The sequence below is a fragment of the Halomonas sp. H10-59 genome, assembly GCF_040070555.1.
Taxonomy (GTDB): Bacteria; Pseudomonadota; Gammaproteobacteria; order Pseudomonadales; family Halomonadaceae; genus Halomonas; species Halomonas litopenaei.
The window spans coordinates 1523429-1547715 of record NZ_CP098828.1 but is presented as its reverse complement, the minus strand read 5'-3'; the positions used below and the strand labels follow the sequence as shown (position 1 = coordinate 1547715).

The window sequence follows — 24287 nt, the reverse complement described above, 5'->3', positions numbered from 1 at the left end:
GGCGCCATAGCACTTCAGCCTTCCAGATCGTCCGGAATGTCGTAGCCGTTCTCCTCGAACCAGCGCACGGCGCCCGGATGCCAAGGCATGAAGCTGTTCTGGGAGAAGTTTTCCGGCAGCGTTTCCTTCGCCGAGCCATGGACCTTGAGCATGCGCTCATGCTCTTCCATCACGGCCTTGGTCACCTCGTAGACCAGCCCCTCCGGCATGTCCTTGTGGGTGATGGCGAAGTTCCAGATCGACACCGCCGGTGTCGGCTCGTCCAGCGACTGATAGGCGCTGGCCGGGATCGACGAGGCGCTGAGTGCCGGGAAGTCCTCAAGGAACTGCTCACTCTCCTCCGGCGAGAACGAGAAGATGTTGACGTCGGCCTGGGCTTCCAGCTGACTGAACGCCGATACCGGAATCCCCGAGGCGAAGGCGAACGCATCGAGCAGGCCATCCTGGACCTGACCGGCCTGGTCGGCAGCGCCGCCGTTGCGGGTATCTGCCTCGATCCCGAGCTTGTCGAAGATCTGCGGGAAATACAGATCGCCGGTACCACCGGCCGGCCCGATACCGACGGTCTTGCCGTCGAGGTCATCGATGGAGTCGATGCCCGAGTCCTCGAGCGCGATCACCTGCAGCGCCGTCTGGTACATCGGGAAGACCGCGCGCACGTCGGTGTGCTCGACCCCCGGAGCCAGCTTGCTGTTGCCCTGCCAGGCCTGGTAGGCCGGTCCCATGGTGACCATGCCGAACTCGTGCTCGCCCATCTGCACCATGGTGACGTTCTGTACCGGGCCACCGGTGACCTCGGCGCCGAACGAGATGCCGGTGCGCTCACCGACCAGGTTGCCCCAGCCGCTGCCGTAGATGTAGTAGGTAGCGCCCTGGCTACCGGTGCCGATGGTGACACTCTGGGGCCAGTCACTCTGGTCGTCGGCGGCCATGCTCGGACTCGCCGCCACCGCGGCGATCACTGCACTGAAAAGAAGGGTTTGGGATTTCATGGCGTTGCTCCTTGGCGTTGTGATTGTTACTGCCAAGCCTCTCGATGGGCTCGTGGAGCGGGGAGTCTCTGCTCGAAAGCCGAGCCTCCCCGAATCCCGCGTCGGTGTTTCGGCATCGATGCCATCCGACGGGGACAAGGTCATCGCCTCCTGCCCGCAGGGGGCAGGAAACGACGGGGATCTCAGACTCAGCCCTGGGCCTCGATGTCGGCGCAGATGGCCGCCGTCACGTCGCGGGTCATGGCGTCGCCGCCCAGGTCCTTGGTCTGCATGCCGGACTCGGTCAGGCGCTCGATGGCTGCCATCAGGCGCTCGGCGGCGGTGTTCTCGCCGAGGTATTCGAGCATCATCGCCGCGGTCCAGAACGAGCCCACCGGATTGGCGATCCCCTGGCCCGCGATATCGAAGGCAGAGCCATGGATCGGCTCGAACATGGAGGGGAAGCTGCGCTCGGGGTTGAGGTTGGCGGTAGGCGCAATACCCAGGCTGCCGGAAAGCGCTGCCGCAAGATCCGAGAGGATGTCGGCGTGCAGGTTGGTGGCGACCACCACATCCAGGGTCTCGGGCTTGAGCACCATGCGGGTGGTCACCGCATCGACCAGCTCACGATCGATCTCGACCTCGGGGAAGTCCTTGGCCACCTCGAAGAACACCTCGTCCCACAGCACCATGCCGTGACGCTGGGCATTGGACTTGGTCACCAGGGTCAGCTTCTTGCGCGGGCGGCTCTGGGCCATCTCGAAGGCAAAGCGATGGATCCGCTCGATGCCCTTGCGCGAGAAGATGGAAAGCTCGGTGCCGATCTCGTCGGGCAGCCCCTGGTGCACGCGCCCGCCGTTGCCGGAGTACTCACCCTCGCTGTTCTCGCGGATGATCACCCAGTCGATCTTGTCGGCGCCCTCGAGACGACTCTTCACACCCGGCAGCACCCGAGCGGGGCGCACATTGGCGTACTGATCGAAGCCCTGGCAGATGGCCAGGCGCAGATCCCACAGCGACACGTGGTCGGGCACGTCCTGGCTGCCCACGGCGCCAAAGTAGATGGCGTCGAACTTCGCGAGCTTCGCAAGGCCACCCTCGGGGATGTACTCGCCCTGTTCCAGATAGCGCTTCGAGCTCCAGTCGAAGTCCTCGAATTCGAAGTTGAAGTCGCCGCTCTTCTTGGCCAGCGCCTCGATGACCTGCTTGCCTGCCTCGATGACCTCAAGGCCGATACCGTCACCGGGAATCACCGCCACCTTATGCGTTCTCATCTGCTGTCACCTCACTGAAGATTCTGTAAACCGGAGGTCTTGCCGGGTTCACGAAGGCTAGGTGACAGGGACAATTGGCGGCAATAGACTGGCGGTTGAAGCTACCATGACGCCTGGGTTAACCATGAAATCGCTTGCCGACCTCGAATTCTTTGTCATCCTGTGTGAAGCGGGCAGCCTGTCGCGCACCGCAAAGGATCTCGACATCACCCCGGCTGCTGCCAGCAAGCGCTTGGCAAATCTGGAAAAATCCCTGGACACCCAGCTTTTTTACCGCACCCCGAGAGCCATGAGTCTGACCCCGGACGGGGTCGTCATGTTGCGCTACGCGAAGCGCATGCTGGCCGACATGGAAGCGCTTCACCATGCACTAAAGGTGAACGCCGACGAAGCCTCGGGACAGATAAGAATCAACGCCCCCTTCGGATTCGGTCGACGTCATATTGCTCCTTTCGTCGCATCTTTCGTCGAACAATTCCCCGATATCGACTGTCAGCTTCACCTCTCGGATCACCCGCTTAATCTGGTGGCAAATGCCTTCGATATCGGTATCCGATTCGGCACCCTTCCCGACTCGGGACTGCATGCCAGAAAGATCGCCTCCCACCGACGTCTGCTTTGTGCATCACCCGAATATCTGAAGAAACACGGGCATCCCGACACCCCGGAAGCATTGAGCGAACACAACTGCATCGTGCTCAGACAGAACGAGGACACCTACGGCAACTGGCGCTTCACCCGGGGAGAACGTCACCATCAGGTCAAGGTCCGTGGCAACCTGTCGGCCAACGACGGCGAGAGCGTGCTGACCTGGGCCATTCGCGGCCACGGCATCGCCGTGCGCGCCGAGTGGGACGTGCACGAACATCTGGAGCAGGGACGCCTGGTACGGGTGCTGCCGGACTACCAGCTACCCAACGCCGACATCTACGCGGTCTACCCCTACGCCGATCACCTGCCGATCCGCATCCGCCGCTTCATCGACCATCTGGTCAGCGAGATGGAGGCCTTGCCGTCGCATGAGTAGGCAGGGGGGGACGAAGCGTCTACACCGACTGGCCGCAGGCCACGGCCGACGCCCAGGCCCACTGGAAGTTGTAGCCGCCGAGTTCGCCGGTGACATCGAGCACCTCGCCGATAAAGCGAAGCTGGGGCAGGCCCTGGACTTCGAAGGTCTTCGACGAGATGGCGTCGACGCAGACGCCGCCCATGGTCACCTCGGCGGTGCGCCAGCCTTCGGTGCCGGCGGGCTTGATGCGAAAGCGGTTGAGGAAGTCCGCCCAGGCCGCAAGGCTTGCGTTGGAGCGCTCGGCGAGTACGCCGTCATCGCCTTGCCACTCCACCAGGGACTGCGCCAGGCGCTTGGGGTAGTGCTCGGACAGCCAGGTGGACAGGCGACGCTTGGGGGTATCGCGGCGGGCCTGACACAGCGCCTCGAAGGCGTCCTTGCCGGGCATCAGGTCGATCTCGAGGTCGTCGCCGGGCTGCCAGTAGCTGGAGATCTGCAGCATGGCGGGACCGGACAGCCCACGATGGGTAAACAGCAAGGGTTCACGATACTCGCCCCCGCGACAGCGGGCGACGACGTCGGTGGACACCCCGGCAAGCGCCGCCGCCCGCTCCTTCCACTGCGAAGTGAGGGTAAAGGGCACCAGCGCCGCCCGGGTATCGGTGACCTCCAGGCCGAACTGACGGGCGATATCGTAGCCAAAGCCGGTGGCGCCCATGCTGGGGATCGACAGCCCACCGGTGGCGACGACCACTGCACCGGCATCGATGCGCCCGGCGGAAGTGGCCAGGCGCATGCCCTCGCCCTGGCGTTCGATGCGCTCGACGCTGGTCTTCAGGCGTAGCTCGACGCCGGCCCAGTCGCATTCGGTCAGCAGCACCTGGAGCAGGTCCTTGGCGGAGTCGGCGCAGAACAACTGTCCCGGCGCCTTCTCGACGTACTCGAGGCCGTGGCGTTCGACCAGCTCGACGAAGTGCTCCGGGCGATAGCGCTTGAGCGCCGAGATGCAGAAGTGGGGATTGGCGGAGAAGAAGTTGGCCGGGGTCGTCGCCATATTGGTGAAGTTGCAGCGCCCGCCGCCGGACATCAGGATCTTCTTGCCCGGCTTGTTGGCGTGATCGATCACCAGCACCGAGCGTCCGGAGTAGCCCGCCGTCAGCGCACACATCAGACCGGCGGCTCCGGCACCAATCACTACCACGTCAACCTTCATGGATCATTCCCCTCACCGCCCGTTGTTCGCATCACGCCCTGGCGCCCTCGTCGGCCGCGCCTCACCCTGGGCTGGTCGCCATGTGCAAGCGCGCTGCCGAAACCCTTGGCGCAACAAAAGCCCGCCATACTAGCAGAGCCGTCCACTCGATTCGCCCTGAAACACCGTGGCATGCAACGGCCTGTTGTTACTCGGCGAACGACTTGCGAAAAGATTGTGCAACCCGCACCTTGCTCAAGCCAGCGAGGCCATGTCTCAGGCATGCTGTCGCTATCCTCGGACACTTGTGTACGACCATCGTATCCGATCGTTTACGCTGTGCGTCGGCCACGCCTCGAGCGCCGTCCACCGTAGAATGCCCAACGCAGGAAGCTTGCCATGCCGTCAGTTCGTTGCCCCAGGACCCTATCGCATCGCACGTCGAGACCAGGGAGGATGGGGGTTCGCCTGGCCCTGGCTCTGGTGTTGGCCCCGGTGCTGGCGGGTGTGGTGTCGCCCAGCCTGGCGCAGCAGCGCGGTGCCGGCACCCAGGGGCCTCCCCCCACCCCGGTGATCGCCGCCGAGGTGACCCAGGAGGCCTGGTCCGATCCGCTGGAGTCGCTGGGGACGCTGTCGGCCAACGAGAGCGTGACCCTGTCGGCCACGGTGACCGACACCGTCTCGGCGCTCAACTTCGAGGGCGGGGAAGAGGTCAGCCAAGGCGATGTGCTGGTGGAGCTGTCCGATATCGAGGAACGCGCCGCCCTGCGCGAGGCCCAGGCACTGCGCACCGAGCGACAGAACGCGGTCAATCGCTTCGCCCAACTCGAAAGCCGCAATCTGGCGCCCCGCGCCGACGTCGAGGACAGCCGTGCCCAGCTTCAGCAGGTGGACGCGACCATCGCCGGGCTCGAGGCGATGCTCGAGAACTACCGGGTCAAGGCGCCCTTCGACGGCGTGGTCGGGGTGCGTGACATCAGCGTCGGCACCCTAGTCACCCCGGGCACCGAGCTGACCACCCTGGACGACGTCTCCCACATGAAGCTCGACTTCGACGTGCCCGAGGTCCAGCTCGGTTCGCTGTCACGGGGGCTCACGCTTACCGCCACCACCGCGGCCTACCCGGACCGGGTGTTCGAGGGCGAGATCGCCACCATCGACTCGCGCATCGACCCGATCAGCCGCAGCATCTCGGTGCGTGCCCTGCTCAACAACGAAGAGAGGCTGCTGCGTCCCGGCATGCTGATGCGGGTGACCATCGCCAGAAGCCCTCGTCAGGCGCTGGTGATTCCCGAGTCCGCGCTGGTCCCTGAAGGTCAGCGCCAGCGGGTGTGGGTACTGACCACCCGCGAGCCGACGTCGACCGAGGCCGGTGAGGTGGTCCGCCGGGATATCGAGGTAGGCTCGCGGCGCGAAGGCGACGTGGAAGTCGTCAAGGGACTCGAGGCCGGCGAGCTGGTGGTCACCCACGGCAATGACCGCCTGCATGAAGCCTCCCGGATCACGCTGATCGGCATCGAGGACGACACCACCAGCGTCAGTGACATCCTGCTCGAGCAGCGCCAGGGAGACGACACCTGATGCGCCTGTCCGACGTTTCCGTCCAGCGCCCGGTGCTGGCCACCGTCCTCGCCGCCCTGATCGTCGCCTTCGGCCTGCTGGCGCTGACCCGTCTGCCGCTGCAGGAATACCCGACCATCGATCCGCCCATCGTCAGCATCCGCACCGCTTACCCCGGGGCGTCCGCCGACGTGGTCGAGACCCGTATCACCCAGGTACTCGAAGAGCGCATCGCCGGCATCGCCGGCATCGAGGTGATCTCCTCCACCTCCACCGACGGCAGCTCCAATATCAACGTCGAGTTCAGCCTGTCCACCGACATCGACGCCGCCGCCAATGACATGCGCGACCGTATTTCCGGCGCCGTCGACAATCTGCCGGACGAGGCCGACCCACCGGAGGTGCGCAAGGAGGACACCAGCTCCGAGGTGGTGATGTGGCTGATGCTGTCCGGCGAGGGCTATACCACGGCGGAGCTGACCGACTACGCCGAGCGCTACCTGGTGGACAGCTTCTCGGTGCAGGAAGGCGTTTCCGGGGTGTTCGTCGGCGGCGCCAAGGAATACGCCATGCGGGTGTGGCTCGACAATGACGCCCTGGCCGCCCGCGGGCTGACCGTCAGCGACGTGGAGTCCGCACTCAGGGCTGAAAACGTCGAGCTGCCCGGCGGCGCGGTGGAGTCACAGGATCGTCAGTTCATGGTGCGCCTGCCACGAAGCTTCTCGACCCCCGAGGACTTCCGCGCCCTGGTGCTCGATCGCGGCGAAGGCGGCTATTTGGTGCGCCTGGCCGACGTGGCCCGGGTGGAACTCGGCACCGTGGAGGAGCGCTCGCTGTTTCGCGGCAACGGCCAGACGGTGGTGGGCCTTGGCATGGTCAAGCAGTCCACCGCCAACGTCATGGCGCTGTCCAAGGCGGTGCGCGCCGAAATGCAACGGCTGTCCCCTCGCCTGCCGGACGGCATGAGCCTGTCACTCAACTACGACGCTTCCACCTTCGTGTCCGGCGCCATTCGCGAGGTGGTCAGCACCCTGTTGATCGCCATCGGCCTGGTGGTCGTGGCGATCTTCGTGTTCCTCGGTAACCTGCGCACCACCCTGGTGCCGGCGGTCACCGTGCCGGTCACCCTGATCGGCACCTTCGCCGCCCTGGCGGCCATGGGCTTCACCATCAACCTGCTGACCCTGCTGGCACTGGTGCTGGCCATCGGCCTGGTGGTGGACGACGCCATCGTGGTGCTGGAGAACATCCATCGACGCATGCACCTGTACGGCGAGACACCGCTGGTGGCTGCCTTCCGCGGCGCCCGCCAGCTGGCCTTCGCGGTCATCGCCACCAGCCTTGTGCTGATCGCGGTGTTTGTGCCCCTGAGCTTTATCCAGGGCGACGTCGGCAAGCTGTTCACCGAGTTTGCCCTGACCCTGTCGGCGGCGGTGGCCATCTCCACCCTGCTGGCGCTGACCCTGACCCCGATGATGGCCTCCAAGATCCTGTCGCCGAGTCTTCACGAGGGACGCCTGGCCCACTGGGTCGACGAAGGGCTGAACTGGGCCCAGGGCGTCTACCGGGCTTGCCTGGAGGTCGTGCTCAAGGCGCGCTGGCTGGTGGTAGCCTGCTTTGTGGCGATGCTGGCCGGGATCGCCTGGCTGTATCCTCAACTGCCGGCCGAGTACACCCCGCGGGAAGACCGCGGCACCTTCTTCGTCATCATCAGCGGCCCGCCCGGCGCCACCTTCTCCTATATGGAGGACTACATGGACGAGGTCGAGGCGCGGCTGTTGCCCCTGCGCGAGACCGGCGAGGTCGAACGGGTGCTGATCATCGCTCCCCAGGGGCGCGGCAACACCGAGAACTTCAACTCCGGTTTCGCCATCGTCGGCCTGTCGGACTGGGCCGAGCGCCGGCCCGCCTGGCCGATCATGAACGAGGTGCGCCAGTCACTGGCCGACCTGCCCGGCATCCGCGCCTTCCCGGTGATGCGCCAGGGCTTCGGCGGCGGCACCGAACAGGGCGTGCAGTTCGTGCTTGGCGGGGGCAGCTACGAGCAGCTGGTGACCTGGCGCGACGCCCTGATGGACCATATTCGCCAGACCAATCCGAGACTGTTGAACCTCGAGAGCGACTACGAGGAAAACCAGCCCCAGCTCAACGTCAATATCGACTACACCCGCGCCGCGGATCTCGGCGTCACCGTCAGCGAGATCGGCCGCACCCTGGAGACACTGCTGGGTGGCCGCACCGTGACCCGCTTCACCGACCAGGGCGAAGAATACGACGTCATCCTCGAAGGCGAGCGCGGCTCCACCCCCACGCCGAGTTCCCTGGACAACGTGCGGGTGCGCTCGGACCGCACCGGTGAGCTGGTCCCGCTGTCTAGCCTGGTCACCGTCGAGGCCTTCGCCGGGCCCAGCCAGCTCAACCGCTACAACCGCCTGCGCGCGATCACCCTGCAGGCCGATCTGGCCGACGGCTACTCCATGGGCGAAGCGCTGGACTACCTCGAGAACGCCGTCAGTGAGGTGCTGCCGGCGGGCGTGCAGACCGACGTCAAGGGCGCGGCCCGGGACTATCGCGAGTCCACCGGCGCCACCACCTTCCTGCTGGTACTCGGCACCCTGGTGGTCTTCCTGGTGCTGGCGGCCCAGTTCGAGAGCTTCGTCCATCCGCTGGTGATCATGCTGACGGTGCCCCTGGCCATCGGCGGGGCCCTGCTCGGCCTGTGGCTGACCGGTCAGTCGCTGAATATCTATAGCCAGGTGGGCCTGGTCATGCTGGTGGGGCTCGCCGCCAAGAACGGCATTCTGATCGTCGAGTTCGCCAACCAGCTCAGGGACGAAGGCACCGAGTTCCGCGAGGCGCTGATGCGTGCAGCCATGACCCGCCTGCGTCCCATCGTGATGACCTCGGTCACCACCATCGCCGGCAGCGTGCCCTTGATCCTGTCCAGCGGCGCCGGCGCCGAGACGCGCATCGTCATCGGCACCGTGATCTTCACCGGCGTCGCCGCCGCCACCTTCTTTACGCTGTTCGTGGTACCGGTGGCCTACGATCTGATGGCACGGCGCACCGGCTCGCCCGGCGACGTGGCGCGCAAGCTGGAGCGAGAGATGGAACAGTCGCCGGACGCCCACTGAACCGTTGTCCTGGAAACCAGCGTTCTAAAAACCTGCGTTCTCCAGGCAGTCGGCCAGGGTCTCCAGCGCCGGGACACCCTGGACGTCGGTGGCGAGCCAGGGCACCCGCGGACGCGGCAGGTGGGCGAAGGTCGTATCGATACGCGCAAGGTAGGTCTCTTCCTGCACGCGACGGGCGGCAAGAAAGTCGCCGTCCGCCTCTACCGGAAGTACGCGGTTGACCAGGGTGGCGGCAACGGGAATCCCCGCCTCTTCCAGTGACGCCACGGCACGGGCGGTCTCGAGGATCGGCAGGCGCTCCGGCGTCAGCACGAATAGGAAGCCATTGTGACTTGCGTCCTGGATGCGCCGGCGGGCCTGATGAAACAGCCGCCGTCGCGCCAGCAGGGTCTCGGCGATATCCCGGGTGCGCGGGTCCTGATCCCGGGACGCTGCCTCGTCGTCCGACTCGAACGGCGAGGCCACGTCGCGCCGAGAGCCAGGCGTCAGATGGGCCAGCACCTTGCCCAGATGCTCGGACTTGCGGCTATGGGCGAGCAAGCCGTCGGTCCAGGCGGCCATGGCCTCGGGCAGGCTCAACAAGCGCAGGGTATGACCGGTGGGCGCGGTGTCGAACAGCACCAGATCGTAGGGCAGGCTGTCGTCGGTCATCAGTCGCGACAGCCGCTCCAGCAGCGCCGCCTCCTGGGTCCCCGGCGACTGCCGCGACAGGCGCATCTGACGTTCCAGCTCATCCATCATGGCAGGCGCCGCATAGCGCCGCATCTGGGCGGTTACCCGCGCCAGATGCGCCTCGACCTCGCGATCAGGATCGATCTCCATGGCGTCCAGGCCGGGCAATAGCCGCCGCGGGGTATCCCCGAGTTCACTGGCAAAGACGTCGCCCAGGCTATGGGCGGGGTCGGTGGAGGCCACCAGCACGCGCTTGCCTCGGCGTGCCGCCAGCACGCCCAGCGCCGCCGACATCGAGGTCTTGCCGACGCCGCCCTTGCCGCCGACCCACAGTCGGCGACGATCCAGCAGTTCCTTCATGGTCTTCCCTTGTCCATTCTGGTCCCTTGTCAGCCCTGCCCTTGTCAGCCCTGCCCTTGTCAGCCCTGCCCTTGTCAGCCCTGCCCTTGTCAGCCCTGCCCTTGTCAGCCCGGTACAGCGTTACCCCTTGTCCAGCGCACGCTCGGTCCCGGCAATTGTTGCTAGAGGGTGTCGTGATGGTCCTCCGCCGCCGGTTCAGCAGCAGCGGAAGTCATCCAGCGGTGAGCGCTCCATGCCCATGCGCTGGTGCCAGTCATGGAACCGTTCCATCAACAGTGGCTGAAGCTCCAGGGTGTAGTAGCCCACCGGATTGGGCATGCCCATCAGCTCCGAGAACACCAGCAGCATGAACAGGTCGTCCTCGTCGCGCCGGGCGCGGGCGATGGCACCGCGATACGGCGCCGAGTAGGACTCCTCGGCGAAGTGGCGCGCCGACGACAACCAGCGACGCCACTTGGCCAGACCCTCGTCGTGATCGCTCACGGCGCCTCCCCGCGCACTTCATGACGCAGCCGCTTGAGCGCCGAGGCGCACTCCATCGCCACCAGCACCGAGGCGATCAGCACCACGATATCGAGCGCCAGCAGGAAGTAGTTGCCTGCGACGAAGAAGCTCTTGAGCTGGGCCAGCAGCGCCAGCACCGTGACGATCAGCAGGAACACCAGGGGAATCAGGGTGTAATAGACCGGGCGATGGTTGCGCATCAGCATCACCGTGACCACCAGCAGGGTCAGGCCGGCCAGCAGCTGGTTGGTGGTGCCGAACAGCGGCCAGATGATCAGGCCACCGGAACCGTCTGCCCCGGCGCCGAAGGCCAGCACCAGGCACGACAGCACCGCCAGCAGGGTCGCCACCGCCGGCTTCTTCATCCACGGCTGGTCGTAGATCTCACCCCACTCCTGGAAGATGTAGCGCTGCAGGCGCAGGCCGGTATCCATGGTGGTGCCGGCGAACAGTGCCGCCATCACCGTGAGCAGGGTCGCGGCGGTGGCCTGGGGCAGACCGATGCCGTGGTGGATGATGAAGGCACCGCCCTCGACGAAGGCGTTGACCCCGCCCTTGCCGAAGGCGTCGTACATGGCCTGCCAGTCGCCGAGGGTGGCGAAGCCTGCGGTGGCCGCCAGGATCGACCCCAGCGCCAGCATGCCCTCGCCCACCGCGCCGAAGTAGCCGACGAAGCGCACGTCGGTCTCGCGATCCAGCTGCTTGGAGGTGGTGCCGGACGACACCAGACCATGGAAACCGGAAATCGCGCCGCAGGCGATGGTCACGAACAACAGCGGGAACAGCGACGGCGTGCCCTCGGGCACATCGCTGTTGAAGCCAGGCGCAACAATGTCCGGGTTCAACAGCGCCAGGGCGCCATAGAGGATGATCAGGCCGATGAACAACTGCAGGCCGTTGATGTAGTCGCGCGGCTGCAGCAGCATCCACACCGGCAGCAGCGAGGCGATGGCGGCATAGCCGAACAGCAAAAGGATCCACACCGCCTGGCCGGACAGCACGCCGACCTCGGTGGGCATCTGGATCGGCACCGCCGGTCCGATGCCGATCAGCGCGTAGAGCGCCACCACACCGATCACCGACACCAGCCCGAGGCCGATGATCCGGCGATAGATCAACTGGCCGATGACCAGCGCCACCAGGATGGCCCCCCACACCGGAATGACCGCCGAGGGGAACTTCATCATCAGGCCGGCGATGACCACGGCAAAGACCGCGTTGACCATCAGCAGCAGCAGGAAGATCACGATCATGAAGATGCTGCGGGCGCGGGTGCCGACCACTTCCCCGGTGAGCGCGCCCACCGACTTGGCCTTGTTGCGCACGCTGGCCCAGATCGCGCCGGCGTCATGGACCCCGGCGAAGAAGATGGTGCCGAAGATGACCCACAGGAAGGCCGGTACCCAGCCCCAGATGACCGCGATGGCCGGGCCGACGATGGGCGCCGCTCCGGCCACCGAGGTGAAGTGGTGGCCCCACAGCACGTAGCGGTTGGTCGGCACGAAGTCGACGCCATCTTCGAACTCGTGGGCGGGGGTGACGAAGTCCCTGGACAGCTTCAACACCTTCTCGGCGATAAACTTCGAGTAGATGAAGTACCCGAGGGCCATGGCGGCCAACCCCAGGACCAACACGATGACTGCACTCATGAGCGACTCCCTTGCGGCAGGTTATTGGTAACGGCCTTGCGTCGAGGGTCCCTTCCTGAAAGCACAGCACCCGTAGCCACCAGGCTCTCCTCGACGTCCTACCCCCTGCTTAACAGCTTTGTTTTTATTGGAAAAACAGCATCCTGGATATCCGCCAGAACGTGGACCGAGATCAATTATCGTTGCTGGATCTGGCGCCGCTGGATCTGGCGCTGCTGGACCTGGCCTGGGGTTCGCCCGGCCCAGGCCAGAAGAAGGGATTGTGGGCCACCTCCCAGAGGTGCCCGTCAGGGTCGGCAAAGTAGCCGGAGTAGCCGCCCCAGAAGGCCTTCTGCCCAGGCTTGAGCAGGTTCCCGCCCGCTCGCCGGGCCTGGAGCAGCACCGCGTCCACTTCTTCGGGGTCCTCGGCCATGTAGGCCAGGGTCACGCCGCGAAAGCCCTCGCCACCGGCGTTGACCATCAGGTCATCGGCCAGATCGTGCCAGCCGTACAAGGCAAGCCAGGTACCCTGCAGCGAAAAGAAGGCGATCCTGGGGGCGCTGTCTTCCAGGCGAGGCCAGCCAAGCCCCTGTTGATAGAAGTCGATGGCCCGTTCGAGCGAGTGAACACCGAGGGTGATCATTCCGATACGCGGCTTGGGCGCGCGGGGTTCGACCTTTGCCATCTGGCCCTCCTGACGCTTTGGCGTACGACAGCTATTGCTGAGAGCCTAGACGGGAAAACTCTGATGCTGGAGATACAAAAAACCCGCCGTGTCGAAACGACACAGCGGGTATCAAAGTGGTTAAGCTTTTTCGTCGGCGGCGTAGGCGATCGTCAGGTGTCGTGATCCACTGACGGTGATGAGATCACCGACATGCCTGGGCAGGGCCGAATTGTCGACGACCGCAGGTACTTGCCGCGCCAGCCTTCCGCTTTATCCTTAGCCTTCGACAACCAGCTTATAGTCCAGGGTTGGATTCAGTGGGCAGGAGTAGACGTATTCACCGGGCTCCAGGCTGACGGCGAAATCCCCGGTCTGGCCGGTGCCGAGGCCACCGCCGGATACGCTGGGTAGCCGAGCGCGGTTGAGCAGGCCGTCGCCACGCAGCCAGAAACCAAGGTCATAGGGCACGCCCTCGTTCTTGACCCGGAACACATAGTCTCCGGCGGGCACTTTCAGCACCCTGGCCTCTGCCAGCCGCGCCTCACCGGTGTCGTCGTTGAAGGCCTCGCAGTCGGCCTTGCTCTGGGGGTGAATGCCGTGATCGGTGCCGTTCTCGCTTTCCAGGAACTGACAGCCGACCTGGGTCAACTCGATGACGGTTGCCTGACCGGAGGACGTGTCGGCTGCCTGGGCTTGCTGTGAATGGGCCGGCGCGACCCAGCCCAGTGCCCCCACCAGGCCGAAGGCCAGGGCCCAGCTCGCCCACCCCACCGTCTGGCCTTTCTCTCCATCCGCTTGCATGTTCGCCACCCTCCTTTGCATGATGATGCCTGGTCTGGTCATGGCGCCGACATTGCTGTGTTCACACCTGTATCTATCGCTACGTTCGAAGCAAGGTCGGGGCCTACCTGTCGTTGTCGCTATCGTTACGTCAGGCCTTACGACCGAGTGCAAGGACGGCAAAGCGTTGGCGTCGAACACGGAAGATCGGCCGCCATGGATGCCACAGCGACTATGCTGAGAAAATCCCGTCACGCTGCATCGCGACGTGAGTCCCGCCGTCCCCGACAAGGAGATTCAAGATGCTCGAGCAGATTCCCCACCCGGCCGAACACGTGGTCGCCATCCGCGCCGGCGGTACCGTGACCGCGCAGGAACTCCAGCAAGCCATCGATCTGATCGAAATGACCAAGAAGCGCTGCCCCAAGGTCAGCCTGGTAGCGGAACTCGACAACCTGCGCTGGATGACCCTGACCGCGCTGCTACGTGACCTGGGCTATGGCCTGACCCAGATCGGCGAGCTTGACCACTACCATCGCGCCGCGGTGATCACCGACAAGGAGTGGATCAAGCACATCGCCCATCTCGAGGACAAGCTGGTCAGGAAGATCGAGATCCGCACCTTCTCCCACAAGGAGCACAGCGCGGCCATGGAGTGGGTGGCCGAACTGCCCGAAGCAGCCACCGATGACGCCGATGAAGAGCCCGAGCAAAAGGGCTACCACGGGGCCTAACGCACATCAGGCGCGAGCGGCTCAGTCGGATGCCTTGTCGCCGGTCTCGACGCCCGCCCCGATTCCCGTATCGGCGGCTGTCGTGGCACCCGCCGTGCCACCTTCCCTGCGGCGCAGCAGGTGGGGGCCGAGCTGGTCGATGGCGGTTACCCCGAGCAGCGCCATGTTGCGCTCGATCTCCTCGCTCATCAGACGAATGGCGTGGGCGACCCCTGCCCCTCCGGCGACGCTCGCCGCATAGTTGAAGGGCCGGCCGACAAACACGAAGTCGGCCCCCAGCGCCAGCGCCTTGAGCACCTGGCCGCCGCGGCGAAAGCCCCCATCGATCATCACCGGAACCTTGCCCTCCACCGCCTTCACCACCTCGGGCAGCATGGTCATAGGCGCCACCGTAGCGTCGAGCTGGCGGCCGCCGTGGTTGGACACGATAAGACCGTCGGCGCCCGCCTGGCAGGCCCGGCGCGCGTCGTCGGGATGCAGGATCCCCTTGACCACCAGCTGGCCGGGAAAGCGCGAGCGCACGTGCTCGAGGGTCGACCAGTCCAGGTGACGCCGGCCGGCGAAGTCGCGGGCGGCATGCTTCGCCAGCACCGGCACCCCGCGCGTCGCCGCGTTGTTCTCGAAGTGGGGAACGCCATGACGCAGCAGGGTGCGCAGGAAGGTACCGGTGAGCCAGCGCGGACGTGTCAGTCCATCCCAGGCCAGCCGCGCGCTCGGCTTCAAGGGGCTCGAAAAGCCCGAGCGACGATGGTTTTCCGGGTTGGGCGGCACCGGGTAGTCGACGGTGATGACCAGACGCTTGTAGCCGGCCTGGATGACCCGCTCAAGCAGGGCGTCGATGCCCTCCAGGGTGCCGGGCAGGTAGGCCTGGAACCAGTCCGCGCCGGTGGCCTCGGCGAGTTCTTCCATGGGTATCAACGAGGAGGCGCTGACGATCATCGGGATCTCGGCACGCTGGGCCTGTTCGGCCAGCACCATGTCGCCCCGGTAGGCGGTCAGCGCGCTGATACCCATGGGAGCGATACCGAAGGGCTGCGAGAACCGCTGCCCCAGCAGCTCCACCTCGGTGGAAATCGACGACACATTGACCAGCGCCCTGGGCAGCCAGTGCACTTCATTGAAGGCCTCGCGACCAGCCCTTGCCGTCTCGCCCTCCTCGGCCACGCTGGCGACATAGCCGAACAGGGGCCGCGGCAGGTGACGACGCGCCGCCCGCTCGAAGTCGTCCAGGCTCAGGATGCGCTCGAGACGTCGCTTCATGATGCCCTCCCTGCTCGCCAGGACGCCTTGTTGACGGCGTTGACCGGGCCTTCGCCGACCAGCGCACCGATCAGGTTGTCCACTGCGCGCCGCGCCATGGCAGCACGGGTCTCGTGGGTGGCCGAACCGATATGCGGCAACACCACTACATTGTCCATGCGCGCGAGCGGCGAGCCGGCGTCCAGCGGCTCCCGGGTAAAGACGTCGAGCCCGGCGGCGCGGATGGTGCCCTGTTCCAGCGCCTCGATCAGTGCCGTCTCGTCGACGACCTTGCCCCGGGCGATGTTGATCAGCGCGGCGGAGGGCTTCATCCGGGCAAGGGCGTCGGCGTCGATCAGGTGATGGGTGTCATCGCTGTAGGGCACCGCCAGACAGACGATGTCGGCACGCGCGAGCAGCTCGTCCAGGGAGCAGTGTTCGGCGCCGAGGTGTTGCTCGAGCTCAGGCTTCGGTGCCCGCGCGGTGTACAGCACCGACATGCCGAAGCCCAGCGCGCCGCGCCTGGCGATCGCCGCGCCGATACGCCCGGCGCCGACGATACCCAGTGTCTTGCCGTGCACGTCGTGACCAAACTGGTCGGGCCCGACATGAGACGTCCAGCGCCCTTCCCGCACCATGCAGGACAGCTCCACCAGCCGCCGCTGGGTCGCCATGATCAGGGCAAAGGCGGTATCTGCGGTGGTCTCGGTGAGCACGTCCGGGGTATTGCACAGCAGGATGCCCCGACGATTCATCGCCTCGAGCGGCAGTTGGTCGTAGCCCACCGAGATGGTCGACACCACCTCGAGATGAGGCGAGCGCTCGAGCATCGCCTCATCGAGTTCGAGCTTGCCGCCGATCAGACCGTGGGCGCTGGCCATCGCTGCCTCGAAGGCCTCGCGATTGCCCTCGTTCAGATCCTCGAAATAGTCCACCTGCCCCACCTCGTTCAAGGCCGCGAGTTCCTCCTCGCCCAGCCGCCTCAGGGCGACGATACGAGGCGCCTTACCACGATCGCGGGCAGCGGGTGCTTTATCCATGTTGTTCCTCCTTGAGTCCCGGCATGGCGAAGTCTCGCTCTTCCAGCGCCGCGATCAGCTCCTGGCGACGCCCTGACGCCAGTTCAATCAAGGGCGGGCGTAGCGTCGCCCAGGACGCCTGTCCCGAAAAATGTGCGGTAGCCACCTTCATCGCCGGTATCAGCGGATAGCGCTCGAACAGATCACGCAAGGCGTTCAACCCTGCCTGGCGTTCATCGGCCTCGGCTGTCTGCCAGTCGGCGGCGAGCCCGGCGATGGCCGCCGGATTGACGTTGGCGGTGGCACTGATGCAGCCCGCTCCCCCGCCGCGCAGCGTAGCCAGCAGAAAACGCTCGCTGCCGGCGTACACCGCAAAGCCGTCGGCGCCGAAGGCGTCGATCAGTGCCTGGGTGTTGGCGAAGTCGCCACCGCTGTCCTTGATCCCCGCGACCATCTCGGGGAAGGCCTCGCGCAGCCGTGCGATCAGCTCGATCGACAGCGGCACCTGGGCCACCGGCGGAATATGGTAGAGATACAGCCGCAGGCGCGCATCGCCTACCCGCTCGATGACCTCGGAATAGTAGCGATAGAGGCCCTCGTCGCTGACGCCCTTGTAATAGAACGGCGGCAGCATCAGCACTCCGGCCGCGCCCATGTCTACCGCGTCGCGGGTCAGCGTGACCGTATCGTCGATGGCGCAGTGGCCGGTGCCCGGCATCAGCCGGGAGGGATCGATGCCCGCCTGCCCAAGCTGTGAGAGCAGCTCGCGCTTCTCGCCAAGGGTCAGCGAGTTGGCCTCGGAGTTGGTGCCGAACACCGCGAGTCCGACCCCGTGGGAGTCAAGCCAGCGGCAGTGGGCAACGAAGCGCTCGGTATCGACGGCGAGATTCGACGTAAAGGGGGTGATCACCGGCGACCAGGCGTCGCCGGCATGGGACAGGTTGGTGGCTGTCATGATGCGATTTCCTTAAATGGAGTGGAGCGCTCGATCGAGGTCGGGCCCCGCCCGACCAGCGTCCGATGACGACGGGTCACGACCAGGGCTCGCTGGCGTAGCGCTCCAGCGCCTCGCTGTCGAAGTTGAAGCCAAGGCCCGGGGCGCTTGGCAGCAGCAGGTTGCCGTCGGAGAACTGAAGCTGGGTGTCGATCAGCCGGCGGAAGTTGAGGACCTGATCATCGGCGAAGAACTCCACCATGCGCGCGTTGGGCGCCGAGGCCACCAGGTGCACGTGCAGGTCATGGAACCAGTGGGGATAGACCTCGACCCCGTAGCTCGCCGCCGTGGCGGTGATGCGGCGAAACTCGGTGATGCCGCCGCACACGGCGGCGTCGGTCTGCAGGATCATCGCCGCCTCCTTGTCCAGCAGCTCCTTGAAGCGCCAGCGTCCGGCCTCGATCTCGCCGGTGGCGACCGGCACCGGGGTACGCTCGGCCAGACGGCGGTGGTTGTCGATGTCGTCGGGGCTGAACGGCTCCTCGATCCAGAACGGCGAGTACGCTTCGGCCATGCGCATGAACGCAAGCGCAGATGGCAGGTCGCGCCAGGCGTTGTTGGCATCCATCATCACCGCCACGTGGGGGCCAACCGCCTCGCGCACCGCCGCCAGTCGCGCCTCTTCCCCGGCCAGGTCCTCGCGTCCCACCTTCAGCTTCACCGCCTTGAAGCCCTGCGCCACGTAGCCGGCCATTTCCTCGCCCAGCATCTCCGGCGTCTTGCCGTCGAGGTAGTAGCCGCCGCTGGCGTAGGCCGGGACGCTGTCGCTGTCACTCGCCCCCAGGTACTTGTACAGCGGCAGCCCCGCCGCCCGGGCGTTGCGATCCCACAGGGCGGTGTCGAGAATGCTGATGGCCCGCATCACCGAGCCGCAGCGACCATGCAGCAGAGACTCCTGATACATGGCCTGCCACAGGCCTTCGGTGGCGTGGGCGTCGGCCCCCAGCAGTACTGGCCTCAGCAGCTCACGAACCGCCTGTGATACCAGCAGACCGGCATTGTTGCCGCCGTAGCAGAAGCCGATCCCGACCACGCCGTCGTCGCCTTCGACCTCCACCAGGGCGTAGTCGCGCTTGAACACCTGACGATTGGAGAAGCTGGTGGGATGGTCCAGCGGAACACTGATGGTGCGGGCACGGACGTCGCTGATACGCGTCATGGTGGGCTCCTTTCGAGACATTGTTGTGGTTGTCGCTAGCATGGTTGCTGGCGTTGATGAAGCGCTGTCGCCGCTATCGAAGCGGTGACAGCGCCACGATCAGCCGGTGCGTGCCCCGCGCCGCAACGAGCTTCGCAGCCAGCGGAAGACCGGCGTGGCCTGGAGGATCGACAGCACCGCGATGCCGAGCAGCACCATGGCGATGGGGCTTTCGACGAAGATCATCGGGCTGTTCTGGCCGATCAGCATCGACTGCTGGAAGCTGGTTTCCATCACCGGCCCCAGGATCAGACCGATGACCATCGGCGCCGGTGAGATGCCGGCCTTGTTCATCCAGTAGCCGAACAGGCCGAAGCCGAGCATCAGCCCCACCTCGAACAGACTGTTGTTGATGGCGAAGGCGCCGATCACGCACAGGGTGATGATGGCGCAGGCGACGAAGCTGTCCGGCACCTTGGTCACCCCGACGCACAGCCGGGTGAACATCAGCCCCACCGCCAGCAGGCCGACATTGGCGAAGATCACCGCCCAGATCAGGGTGTAGGTGACATCTCCATAGTCGGTGAGCAGGTTGGGGCCTGGCAGGATGCCCTGGACCATCAGCGCCCCCAGCAGGATGGCGGTGGACGAACTGCCGGGGATACCGAGGGCGATGGTCGGAATCAGCGCGCCGCCGACCACCGCGTTGTTGGCGGCCTCGGGGGCGGCGACGCCGGCGATGTCGCCCTTGCCGAAGCGGCTCTTGTCCTTGGCAAAGCGCTTGGCCTCGTTGTAGGCAAACCAGCTCGCGGTGTCGCCGCCGGTGCCGGGGATCAGGCCGGTGACGATACCGATGCCGCCGGAGCGCAGGATGTTGGGCATCAACGTGCGCAGCTCTTTCAGCCGCGGTACCAGCCGATCGGTGATCTTGCTGGCCACCTTGTCGCTGTCGTGGGCGTTTTCGATCAGGATCAACGCCTGGGGAATCGAGAACAGCCCGATCAGCGCCACCGTGAATTCGATGCCGGAAAACAGGTTGATGTTGCCGAAGGTCATGCGCGGTGTGCCGGTGATCAGGTCCATGCCCACGGTGCTGAGCAACAGCCCCATGATGCCGGACAGCAATCCGCTGACGATGGAGCCCTGGGACAGCGAGCCGATGATGGTGATGCCCAGCACGGCGATGGCGAACAGCTCCACCGGGCCGAACTTCAACACCAGCACCCCCAGCAACGGTGCGGCGGTCAGCAGGGCGATACCGCTCATCAGGCCGCCAAAGAAGGAGGCGAACAGCGACACCCCCAGCGCCTTGCCCGCCTGCCCCTGCTGGGACAGCGGAAAGCCGTCGAGCACCGTGGCCGCCGCCGAGGGCGTGCCTGGGGTACGCAGCAGAATGGCGGCGATGGAGCCGCCGTAGGAGGCGCCGACGTACAGCGAGGCCAGCATGCTGAGCCCCGTCGCCGGGTCCATGGTAAAGGTCAGCGGCAACAGCAACGCCAGCGCCATGGTGGCGGACAGCCCCGGCATGGCGCCGACGAACAGCCCCAGCAGGGTGCCGCCGAGGATCAGCGCAATATTGGTGAAGGTGAGCACGTTGCTCAGCCCCACCATCACAAGCGAGTCGTTCATAGGGTCAGGCTCCAGGTTCGCGCGGGTGCAATGACGACCTCAGCGAAGCCGATCGGTGTGGCGAAGCGCACGACAGGACTTAAAACAGCGGTGGCAACAGCGGCACGGGCAGGCCCAGAAAGCCGATGAACACCAGGCAGACCACGGTGATCAGACCGGCGATGCCGATCAGACTGAAGCGCAGCGACACATGGCGCACCAGCCACAGCGACAGGCCCATGAAGGCCGCCGTGGCGACCACATAACCGAGCCAGGAGATGCTGTAGATGTAGACGGCGGCGAACACGAACACCGCCATCGCCTTGAGCGGCCTGGCGGGCGGCGCGGGCGCGCTATCGCCTTCAGTGAGTTCGCCCTCGGCCAGCTGACTGCCCTCGAGGGTGGGCGCGGCGCTCGACGAGGCCTGGGCCCGCGCGCGGGAATGCGCGGTCAACTCCTGCACGATCATGGCGATGGCGAACAGTCCCACCACCACCGCGTAGATCAGCGGCATCCGCGCCGCGGCGTCGGGATAGCCCAGCGAGGTGACCCCGAACAGCGTGGCCACCCCCAGGGCGAAAAGGCCAAACAGCAGGCGACTGAGTTTCATCAGTATGACTCCCTCGGTCGCTTGCCGACGGGCCAGGCCCGTCGGCAAGCGCACCGATCAACCGTTGATCTCGTCCTTCACGCTGGCCCAGATCTCCTCGAACTGGCCTTCCATGTCCTCGATCATCTGGCGATAGTCGTCGCCGGTCTGGATATCGAGGTTCATGGCCCGCTCCTCGGCGACCTTCTTGAACTCCTCGTTGGTCTTGAGTGCCTCGAAGGCGTCGATCAGCTGCTGGCGCGCCTCATCGGGGATGCCGGCCGGTGCGCTGTAGCCACGTGAGGAGCCGGCCACCACCTCGATGCCCTTCTCGCTCAGGGTCGGCACGTCGGGCAGCATCGACAGGCGCTCGCGGGCAAACACCGCCAGCGGCCTCAGGCTACCGGACTGAATGTGCCCGTAGACGTTGCCCAGGTTGTTGAAGCTGGCGTCGATCTGCCCGCCCATGGCGGCGGTGGCCGAAGGTCCGTCACCCTGGAACGGCACCTTCTGGAAGCTGATCCCGGAGGCCTGCTCGATCAGGATGGTGGAGAAGAAGTCATCACCGCCCACGCCGGAGTTGCCCACGGTGATGGTGCCCGGGTTCTCTTCGGCGGCGGCCAGGAACTCCTCCACCGTCTCGTAGGGGCTCTCCGCCGGTACCACGATAATGCCCGGGTCGGTCACCACATTGGCGATCGGGGTCAGCTCGTCCACCGAGTAGGTGATGGTGTCGTTCATGATGTAGTTGGTCATCAGCATCGGCGTATTGGTGATGCTGATGGTGGTGCCGTCGGCCTCGGTCTGCTTGGCCAGGCGGGTCCAGGCGATGGCACCGGTAGCCCCCGGCAGGTACTCGTTGACGAAGTCCACTCCCAGCGACTCGCGCAGGAACGGCTGGGTCAGCTGGGCCAGGGCGTCACTGCCCCCGCCGGCCTTGAATCCCTGCAGCACCTTGATCTCGTCGCCGGCGGAGTACTCCGCCATGGCGGCGCCGGGCAGAAGCAGGGTCGACAGAAGGATGGCGGCGTAAGCTCCACGATGTTTCATGGCTGCACCTCTTGTGCGGTTGTCGTTGTCTTTATCGTTGTCTTGCACTGGTACGTGCGACGGGCGCGGTCATCGCGCACCTGCTCAGGCGCTGTCTCCGAGCGCTGGGCCCTGTCTCAGGACGCTGGGACGCTGTCTTGGGGCGCTGAGTCGGGGCGAAGGCGCCGGGCACGTCGTGACTGCCAGATTCAACGTAGACGGTCGCCAATAAAATTGTCAATAATCTTGTTAACCATCTTTTCTCGTCCTAACCTAGCTAGCGAACCACGACGCAACGCCCTACTGCGAAGGGGCTGTTCGGCGCCAGCGATAAAGATACGAGGACCGATCGATGAGCCAGGACTCAGACAACAACCACAACAACGCCACCCGGGGCATGTCCAACCGCCTGACCAACTATGGTGACGCCGACTTTTCGCTGTTTCTGCGCAAGGCGTTCATCAAGGGCATGGGCTATACCGACGATGCGCTGTCGCGGCCGGTGATCGGCATCGCCAACACCTACAGCGGCTACAACGCCTGTCACGGCAACGTGCCGGGGCTGGTCGAGAGCGTGAAGCGAGGGGTGATGCTGGCCGGCGGGCTGCCGGTGGAGTTCCCCACCATCACCTTGCACGAGTCCTTCGCCCACCCCACCAGCATGTACCTGAGAAACCTGATGGCGCTGGACACCGAGGAGATGATCCGTGCCCAGCCGATGGATGCGGTGGTGGTGATCGGCGGCTGTGACAAGACGGTGCCGGCCCAGCTGATGGCGGCGGCCAGCGCCGATATACCCACCGTCCAGCTGGTCACCGGGCCCATGCTGTCGGGTTCCCATCGCGGCACCCGGGTCGGCGCCTGCACCGACTGCCGTCGCTACTGGGCGGCCTACCGCGGCCAGGACATCGACGACGCCGAGATCAGCGAGGTCAACGACAAGCTGGTGCCTACCGTGGGTACCTGTTCGGTGATGGGCACCGCCAGCACCATGGCCTGCCTGGCCGAGACCCTGGGCATCATGCTGCCCAACAGCGCCACCGCGCCGGCGGTCTACGCCGACCGCCAGCGCATCGCCGAGCAGTCCGGGACCGAGGCGGTACGGCTGGCCCGTGACGGGGTCACGCCCTCCCAGATCCTGACCCCCAAGGCCTTCGAAAATGCCCTGCGGGTGCTGCTGTCACTGGGTGGGTCGACCAACGGTCTAATCCACCTGACCGCCATCGCCGGTCGGCTGGGCATCGACATCGACCTGGACGCCTTCGATCGCATGAGCCGCGAGACGCCGGTGCTGGTCGACCTCAAGCCCTCCGGCGAGGGCTACATGGAGGATCTGCATCGCGCCGGCGGCCTGCCGACGCTGCTGCGAGAGCTGAAGCCCCTGCTGCACCTGGACACCATGACGATCAATGGTCGCACCCTGGGCGAGAACATCGACGCGGCGGTGCATCTGGTCGAGCAGCCGGTGGTGCGCCCACGCTCCCGTCCTGTCTACGCACAAGGCGGTATCGCCGTGCTGCGCGGCAACCTGGCCCCGGCCGGCGCCATCATCAAGCAGTCGGCGGCGTCTGCGGAGCTGATGCAGCATCGCGGACGGGCGGTGGTCTTTCATTCGCTGGAGGATCTGGCGACGCGCATCGACGATCCGGACCTGGACGTCAACGCCGACGACGTCCTGGTGCTGGCCAACATCGGCCCCAAGGGCGCCCCGGGTATGCCCGAGGCCGGATACATTCCGATCCCGAAGAAACTCGCCACCCAGGGCGTCAAGGACATGGTGCGCATCTCGGACGGACGCATGAGCGGCACCGCCGCCGGCACCATCGTGCTGCACGTATCGCCGGAGGCCGCCGAAGGAGGGACGCTGGGGCTGGTGCGCGACGGCGACATCATCGAACTCGACGTCTCTGCCAACCGTATTTCGCTGGAAGTGGACGAGCAGACCCTGGAGAGCCGCCGCCAGGAGACCACGGCCCCGCCGCGTGAGCAGCCACCGATGCTCGGCTATCGTCGACTGTTCATGGAGCAGATCCTGCAGGCCGACCAGGGCTGTGACTTCAAGGTGTGCCGCCCCGAGTCCCACTGTCGCGTGCCGACCCAGGAGTGAGGAAAGTCATTCGAGCCGATGAAGGCGGTGAGCGCTATTGATAGACTGGAGTCGGCGACGGGACCGTCTCGTCGCCGCT

General features: G+C 65.7%; 20 protein-coding genes. 5 read left to right on the top strand and 15 right to left on the bottom strand.

Annotated features, from left to right (window positions below; genetic code table 11):
- Positions 1 to 14: 14 nt before the first annotated feature.
- Complete coding sequence (locus tag NFG57_RS06900; RefSeq protein ID WP_045993315.1) at positions 15 to 992, bottom strand: TAXI family TRAP transporter solute-binding subunit; 978 nt, start codon at positions 990 to 992, stop codon at positions 15 to 17.
- 188 nt (positions 993 to 1180) lie between these two features.
- Positions 1181 to 2245 carry a tartrate dehydrogenase gene (locus NFG57_RS06895; RefSeq protein WP_045993316.1) on the bottom strand — a complete coding sequence of 355 codons (1065 nt, stop codon included), beginning with the start codon at positions 2243 to 2245 and terminating at the stop codon, positions 1181 to 1183.
- A gap of 124 nt (positions 2246 to 2369) precedes the next feature.
- Here NFG57_RS06895 and NFG57_RS06890 point away from each other — a divergent pair, with 124 nt between their 5' ends.
- On the top strand, positions 2370 to 3272 hold the full coding sequence (locus NFG57_RS06890; protein WP_108132603.1) for a LysR family transcriptional regulator: 903 nt from the start codon (positions 2370 to 2372) through the stop codon (positions 3270 to 3272).
- A gap of 19 nt (positions 3273 to 3291) precedes the next feature.
- Here the strand turns inward: NFG57_RS06890 and NFG57_RS06885 are convergent, their stop codons facing one another.
- Positions 3292 to 4467, bottom strand: coding sequence for an NAD(P)/FAD-dependent oxidoreductase (locus NFG57_RS06885; protein ID WP_348815761.1), 1176 nt, complete (start codon positions 4465 to 4467; stop codon positions 3292 to 3294).
- Between the two features lie 435 nt (positions 4468 to 4902).
- On the opposite strand from NFG57_RS06885, the gene NFG57_RS06880 reads away from it, so the two are divergent.
- Together NFG57_RS06880 and NFG57_RS06875 are read left to right on the top strand one after the other, a co-directional pair.
- Complete coding sequence (locus tag NFG57_RS06880) at positions 4903 to 6027, top strand: efflux RND transporter periplasmic adaptor subunit (protein WP_348815760.1); 1125 nt, start codon at positions 4903 to 4905, stop codon at positions 6025 to 6027.
- Complete coding sequence (locus NFG57_RS06875) at positions 6027 to 9140, top strand: efflux RND transporter permease subunit (RefSeq protein WP_348815759.1); 3114 nt, start codon at positions 6027 to 6029, stop codon at positions 9138 to 9140. Before NFG57_RS06880 ends, NFG57_RS06875 begins: the two co-directional genes overlap by 1 nt.
- Before the next feature lie 24 nt (positions 9141 to 9164).
- Here NFG57_RS06875 and NFG57_RS06870 read toward each other — a convergent pair whose 3' ends face one another.
- The 5 genes from NFG57_RS06870 to NFG57_RS06850 form a co-directional block, all read right to left on the bottom strand.
- The gene (locus NFG57_RS06870; protein ID WP_124804298.1) at positions 9165 to 10172 is read right to left on the bottom strand and encodes a TRC40/GET3/ArsA family transport-energizing ATPase; all 1008 of its coding nucleotides are present in this window, start codon (positions 10170 to 10172) and stop codon (positions 9165 to 9167) included.
- A gap of 195 nt (positions 10173 to 10367) precedes the next feature.
- Positions 10368 to 10634 (bottom strand): cory-CC-star protein, encoded by a 267-nt coding sequence (locus NFG57_RS06865; protein ID WP_045993347.1) that lies wholly within the window; start codon positions 10632 to 10634, stop codon positions 10368 to 10370.
- 17 nt (positions 10635 to 10651) lie between these two features.
- Positions 10652 to 12325: a carbon starvation protein A gene (locus tag NFG57_RS06860; RefSeq protein WP_348815758.1), complete on the bottom strand. Its 1674-nt coding sequence runs from the start codon at positions 12323 to 12325 to the stop codon at positions 10652 to 10654.
- A 172-nt stretch (positions 12326 to 12497) separates the two neighbouring features.
- Positions 12498 to 12989, bottom strand: coding sequence for a VOC family protein (locus NFG57_RS06855; RefSeq protein ID WP_222569265.1), 492 nt, complete (start codon positions 12987 to 12989; stop codon positions 12498 to 12500).
- A 258-nt stretch (positions 12990 to 13247) separates the two neighbouring features.
- Positions 13248 to 13772 (bottom strand): hypothetical protein, encoded by a 525-nt coding sequence (locus NFG57_RS06850; RefSeq protein ID WP_213230607.1) that lies wholly within the window; start codon positions 13770 to 13772, stop codon positions 13248 to 13250.
- Between the two features lie 281 nt (positions 13773 to 14053).
- Between NFG57_RS06850 and NFG57_RS06845 the strand changes: the two genes are divergently transcribed.
- Positions 14054 to 14485, top strand: coding sequence for an STAS/SEC14 domain-containing protein (locus NFG57_RS06845; protein ID WP_045993324.1), 432 nt, complete (start codon positions 14054 to 14056; stop codon positions 14483 to 14485).
- 21 nt (positions 14486 to 14506) lie between these two features.
- Here the strand turns inward: NFG57_RS06845 and NFG57_RS06840 are convergent, their stop codons facing one another.
- From NFG57_RS06840 to NFG57_RS06810, 7 genes are all read right to left on the bottom strand, one after another.
- Positions 14507 to 15745 carry an alpha-hydroxy acid oxidase gene (locus NFG57_RS06840; RefSeq protein ID WP_348815757.1) on the bottom strand — a complete coding sequence of 413 codons (1239 nt, stop codon included), beginning with the start codon at positions 15743 to 15745 and terminating at the stop codon, positions 14507 to 14509.
- Positions 15742 to 16764 (bottom strand): D-glycerate dehydrogenase, encoded by a 1023-nt coding sequence (locus NFG57_RS06835; protein WP_348815756.1) that lies wholly within the window; start codon positions 16762 to 16764, stop codon positions 15742 to 15744. The genes NFG57_RS06840 and NFG57_RS06835 overlap by 4 nt, the downstream gene beginning before the upstream one ends.
- Positions 16757 to 17698: a dihydrodipicolinate synthase family protein gene (locus NFG57_RS06830; RefSeq protein ID WP_348815755.1), complete on the bottom strand. Its 942-nt coding sequence runs from the start codon at positions 17696 to 17698 to the stop codon at positions 16757 to 16759. Before NFG57_RS06830 ends, NFG57_RS06835 begins: the two co-directional genes overlap by 8 nt.
- A 76-nt stretch (positions 17699 to 17774) precedes the next feature.
- On the bottom strand, positions 17775 to 18896 hold the full coding sequence (locus NFG57_RS06825; protein WP_108447595.1) for a mandelate racemase/muconate lactonizing enzyme family protein: 1122 nt from the start codon (positions 18894 to 18896) through the stop codon (positions 17775 to 17777).
- 99 nt (positions 18897 to 18995) lie between these two features.
- A complete protein-coding gene (locus NFG57_RS06820) occupies positions 18996 to 20504 on the bottom strand; it encodes a tripartite tricarboxylate transporter permease (protein ID WP_045993329.1) in 1509 nt (502 codons plus the stop codon).
- A 79-nt stretch (positions 20505 to 20583) separates the two neighbouring features.
- Positions 20584 to 21093: a tripartite tricarboxylate transporter TctB family protein gene (locus NFG57_RS06815; RefSeq protein ID WP_045993330.1), complete on the bottom strand. Its 510-nt coding sequence runs from the start codon at positions 21091 to 21093 to the stop codon at positions 20584 to 20586.
- A 57-nt stretch (positions 21094 to 21150) separates the two neighbouring features.
- Positions 21151 to 22122 carry a tripartite tricarboxylate transporter substrate binding protein gene (locus tag NFG57_RS06810; protein ID WP_045993331.1) on the bottom strand — a complete coding sequence of 324 codons (972 nt, stop codon included), beginning with the start codon at positions 22120 to 22122 and terminating at the stop codon, positions 21151 to 21153.
- A 331-nt stretch (positions 22123 to 22453) separates the two neighbouring features.
- Between NFG57_RS06810 and NFG57_RS06805 the strand changes: the two genes are divergently transcribed.
- The gene (locus NFG57_RS06805; protein ID WP_348815754.1) at positions 22454 to 24208 is read left to right on the top strand and encodes an IlvD/Edd family dehydratase; all 1755 of its coding nucleotides are present in this window, start codon (positions 22454 to 22456) and stop codon (positions 24206 to 24208) included.
- Positions 24209 to 24287: the final 79 nt, after the last annotated feature.

Excerpts from the sequence above, each read along its gene's own strand:
- NFG57_RS06900 (WP_045993315.1), bottom strand. The coding sequence starts at position 992 with ATGAAATCCCAAACCCTTCTTTTCAGTGCAGTGATCGCCGCGGTGGCG.
- NFG57_RS06895 (WP_045993316.1), bottom strand. The coding sequence starts at position 2,245 with ATGAGAACGCATAAGGTGGCGGTGATTCCCGGTGACGGTATCGGCCTT.
- NFG57_RS06890 (WP_108132603.1), top strand. The coding sequence starts at position 2,370 with ATGAAATCGCTTGCCGACCTCGAATTCTTTGTCATCCTGTGTGAAGCG.
- NFG57_RS06885 (WP_348815761.1), bottom strand. The coding sequence starts at position 4,467 with ATGAAGGTTGACGTGGTAGTGATTGGTGCCGGAGCCGCCGGTCTGATG.
- NFG57_RS06880 (WP_348815760.1), top strand. The coding sequence starts at position 4,903 with ATGGGGGTTCGCCTGGCCCTGGCTCTGGTGTTGGCCCCGGTGCTGGCG.
- NFG57_RS06875 (WP_348815759.1), top strand. The coding sequence starts at position 6,027 with ATGCGCCTGTCCGACGTTTCCGTCCAGCGCCCGGTGCTGGCCACCGTC.
- NFG57_RS06870 (WP_124804298.1), bottom strand. The coding sequence starts at position 10,172 with ATGAAGGAACTGCTGGATCGTCGCCGACTGTGGGTCGGCGGCAAGGGC.
- NFG57_RS06860 (WP_348815758.1), bottom strand. The coding sequence starts at position 12,325 with ATGAGTGCAGTCATCGTGTTGGTCCTGGGGTTGGCCGCCATGGCCCTC.
- NFG57_RS06855 (WP_222569265.1), bottom strand. The coding sequence starts at position 12,989 with ATGGCAAAGGTCGAACCCCGCGCGCCCAAGCCGCGTATCGGAATGATC.
- NFG57_RS06850 (WP_213230607.1), bottom strand. The coding sequence starts at position 13,772 with ATGCAAGCGGATGGAGAGAAAGGCCAGACGGTGGGGTGGGCGAGCTGG.
- NFG57_RS06845 (WP_045993324.1), top strand. The coding sequence starts at position 14,054 with ATGCTCGAGCAGATTCCCCACCCGGCCGAACACGTGGTCGCCATCCGC.
- NFG57_RS06840 (WP_348815757.1), bottom strand. The coding sequence starts at position 15,745 with ATGAAGCGACGTCTCGAGCGCATCCTGAGCCTGGACGACTTCGAGCGG.
- NFG57_RS06835 (WP_348815756.1), bottom strand. The coding sequence starts at position 16,764 with ATGGATAAAGCACCCGCTGCCCGCGATCGTGGTAAGGCGCCTCGTATC.
- NFG57_RS06830 (WP_348815755.1), bottom strand. The coding sequence starts at position 17,698 with ATGACAGCCACCAACCTGTCCCATGCCGGCGACGCCTGGTCGCCGGTG.
- NFG57_RS06825 (WP_108447595.1), bottom strand. The coding sequence starts at position 18,896 with ATGACGCGTATCAGCGACGTCCGTGCCCGCACCATCAGTGTTCCGCTG.
- NFG57_RS06820 (WP_045993329.1), bottom strand. The coding sequence starts at position 20,504 with ATGAACGACTCGCTTGTGATGGTGGGGCTGAGCAACGTGCTCACCTTC.
- NFG57_RS06815 (WP_045993330.1), bottom strand. The coding sequence starts at position 21,093 with ATGAAACTCAGTCGCCTGCTGTTTGGCCTTTTCGCCCTGGGGGTGGCC.
- NFG57_RS06810 (WP_045993331.1), bottom strand. The coding sequence starts at position 22,122 with ATGAAACATCGTGGAGCTTACGCCGCCATCCTTCTGTCGACCCTGCTT.
- NFG57_RS06805 (WP_348815754.1), top strand. The coding sequence starts at position 22,454 with ATGAGCCAGGACTCAGACAACAACCACAACAACGCCACCCGGGGCATG.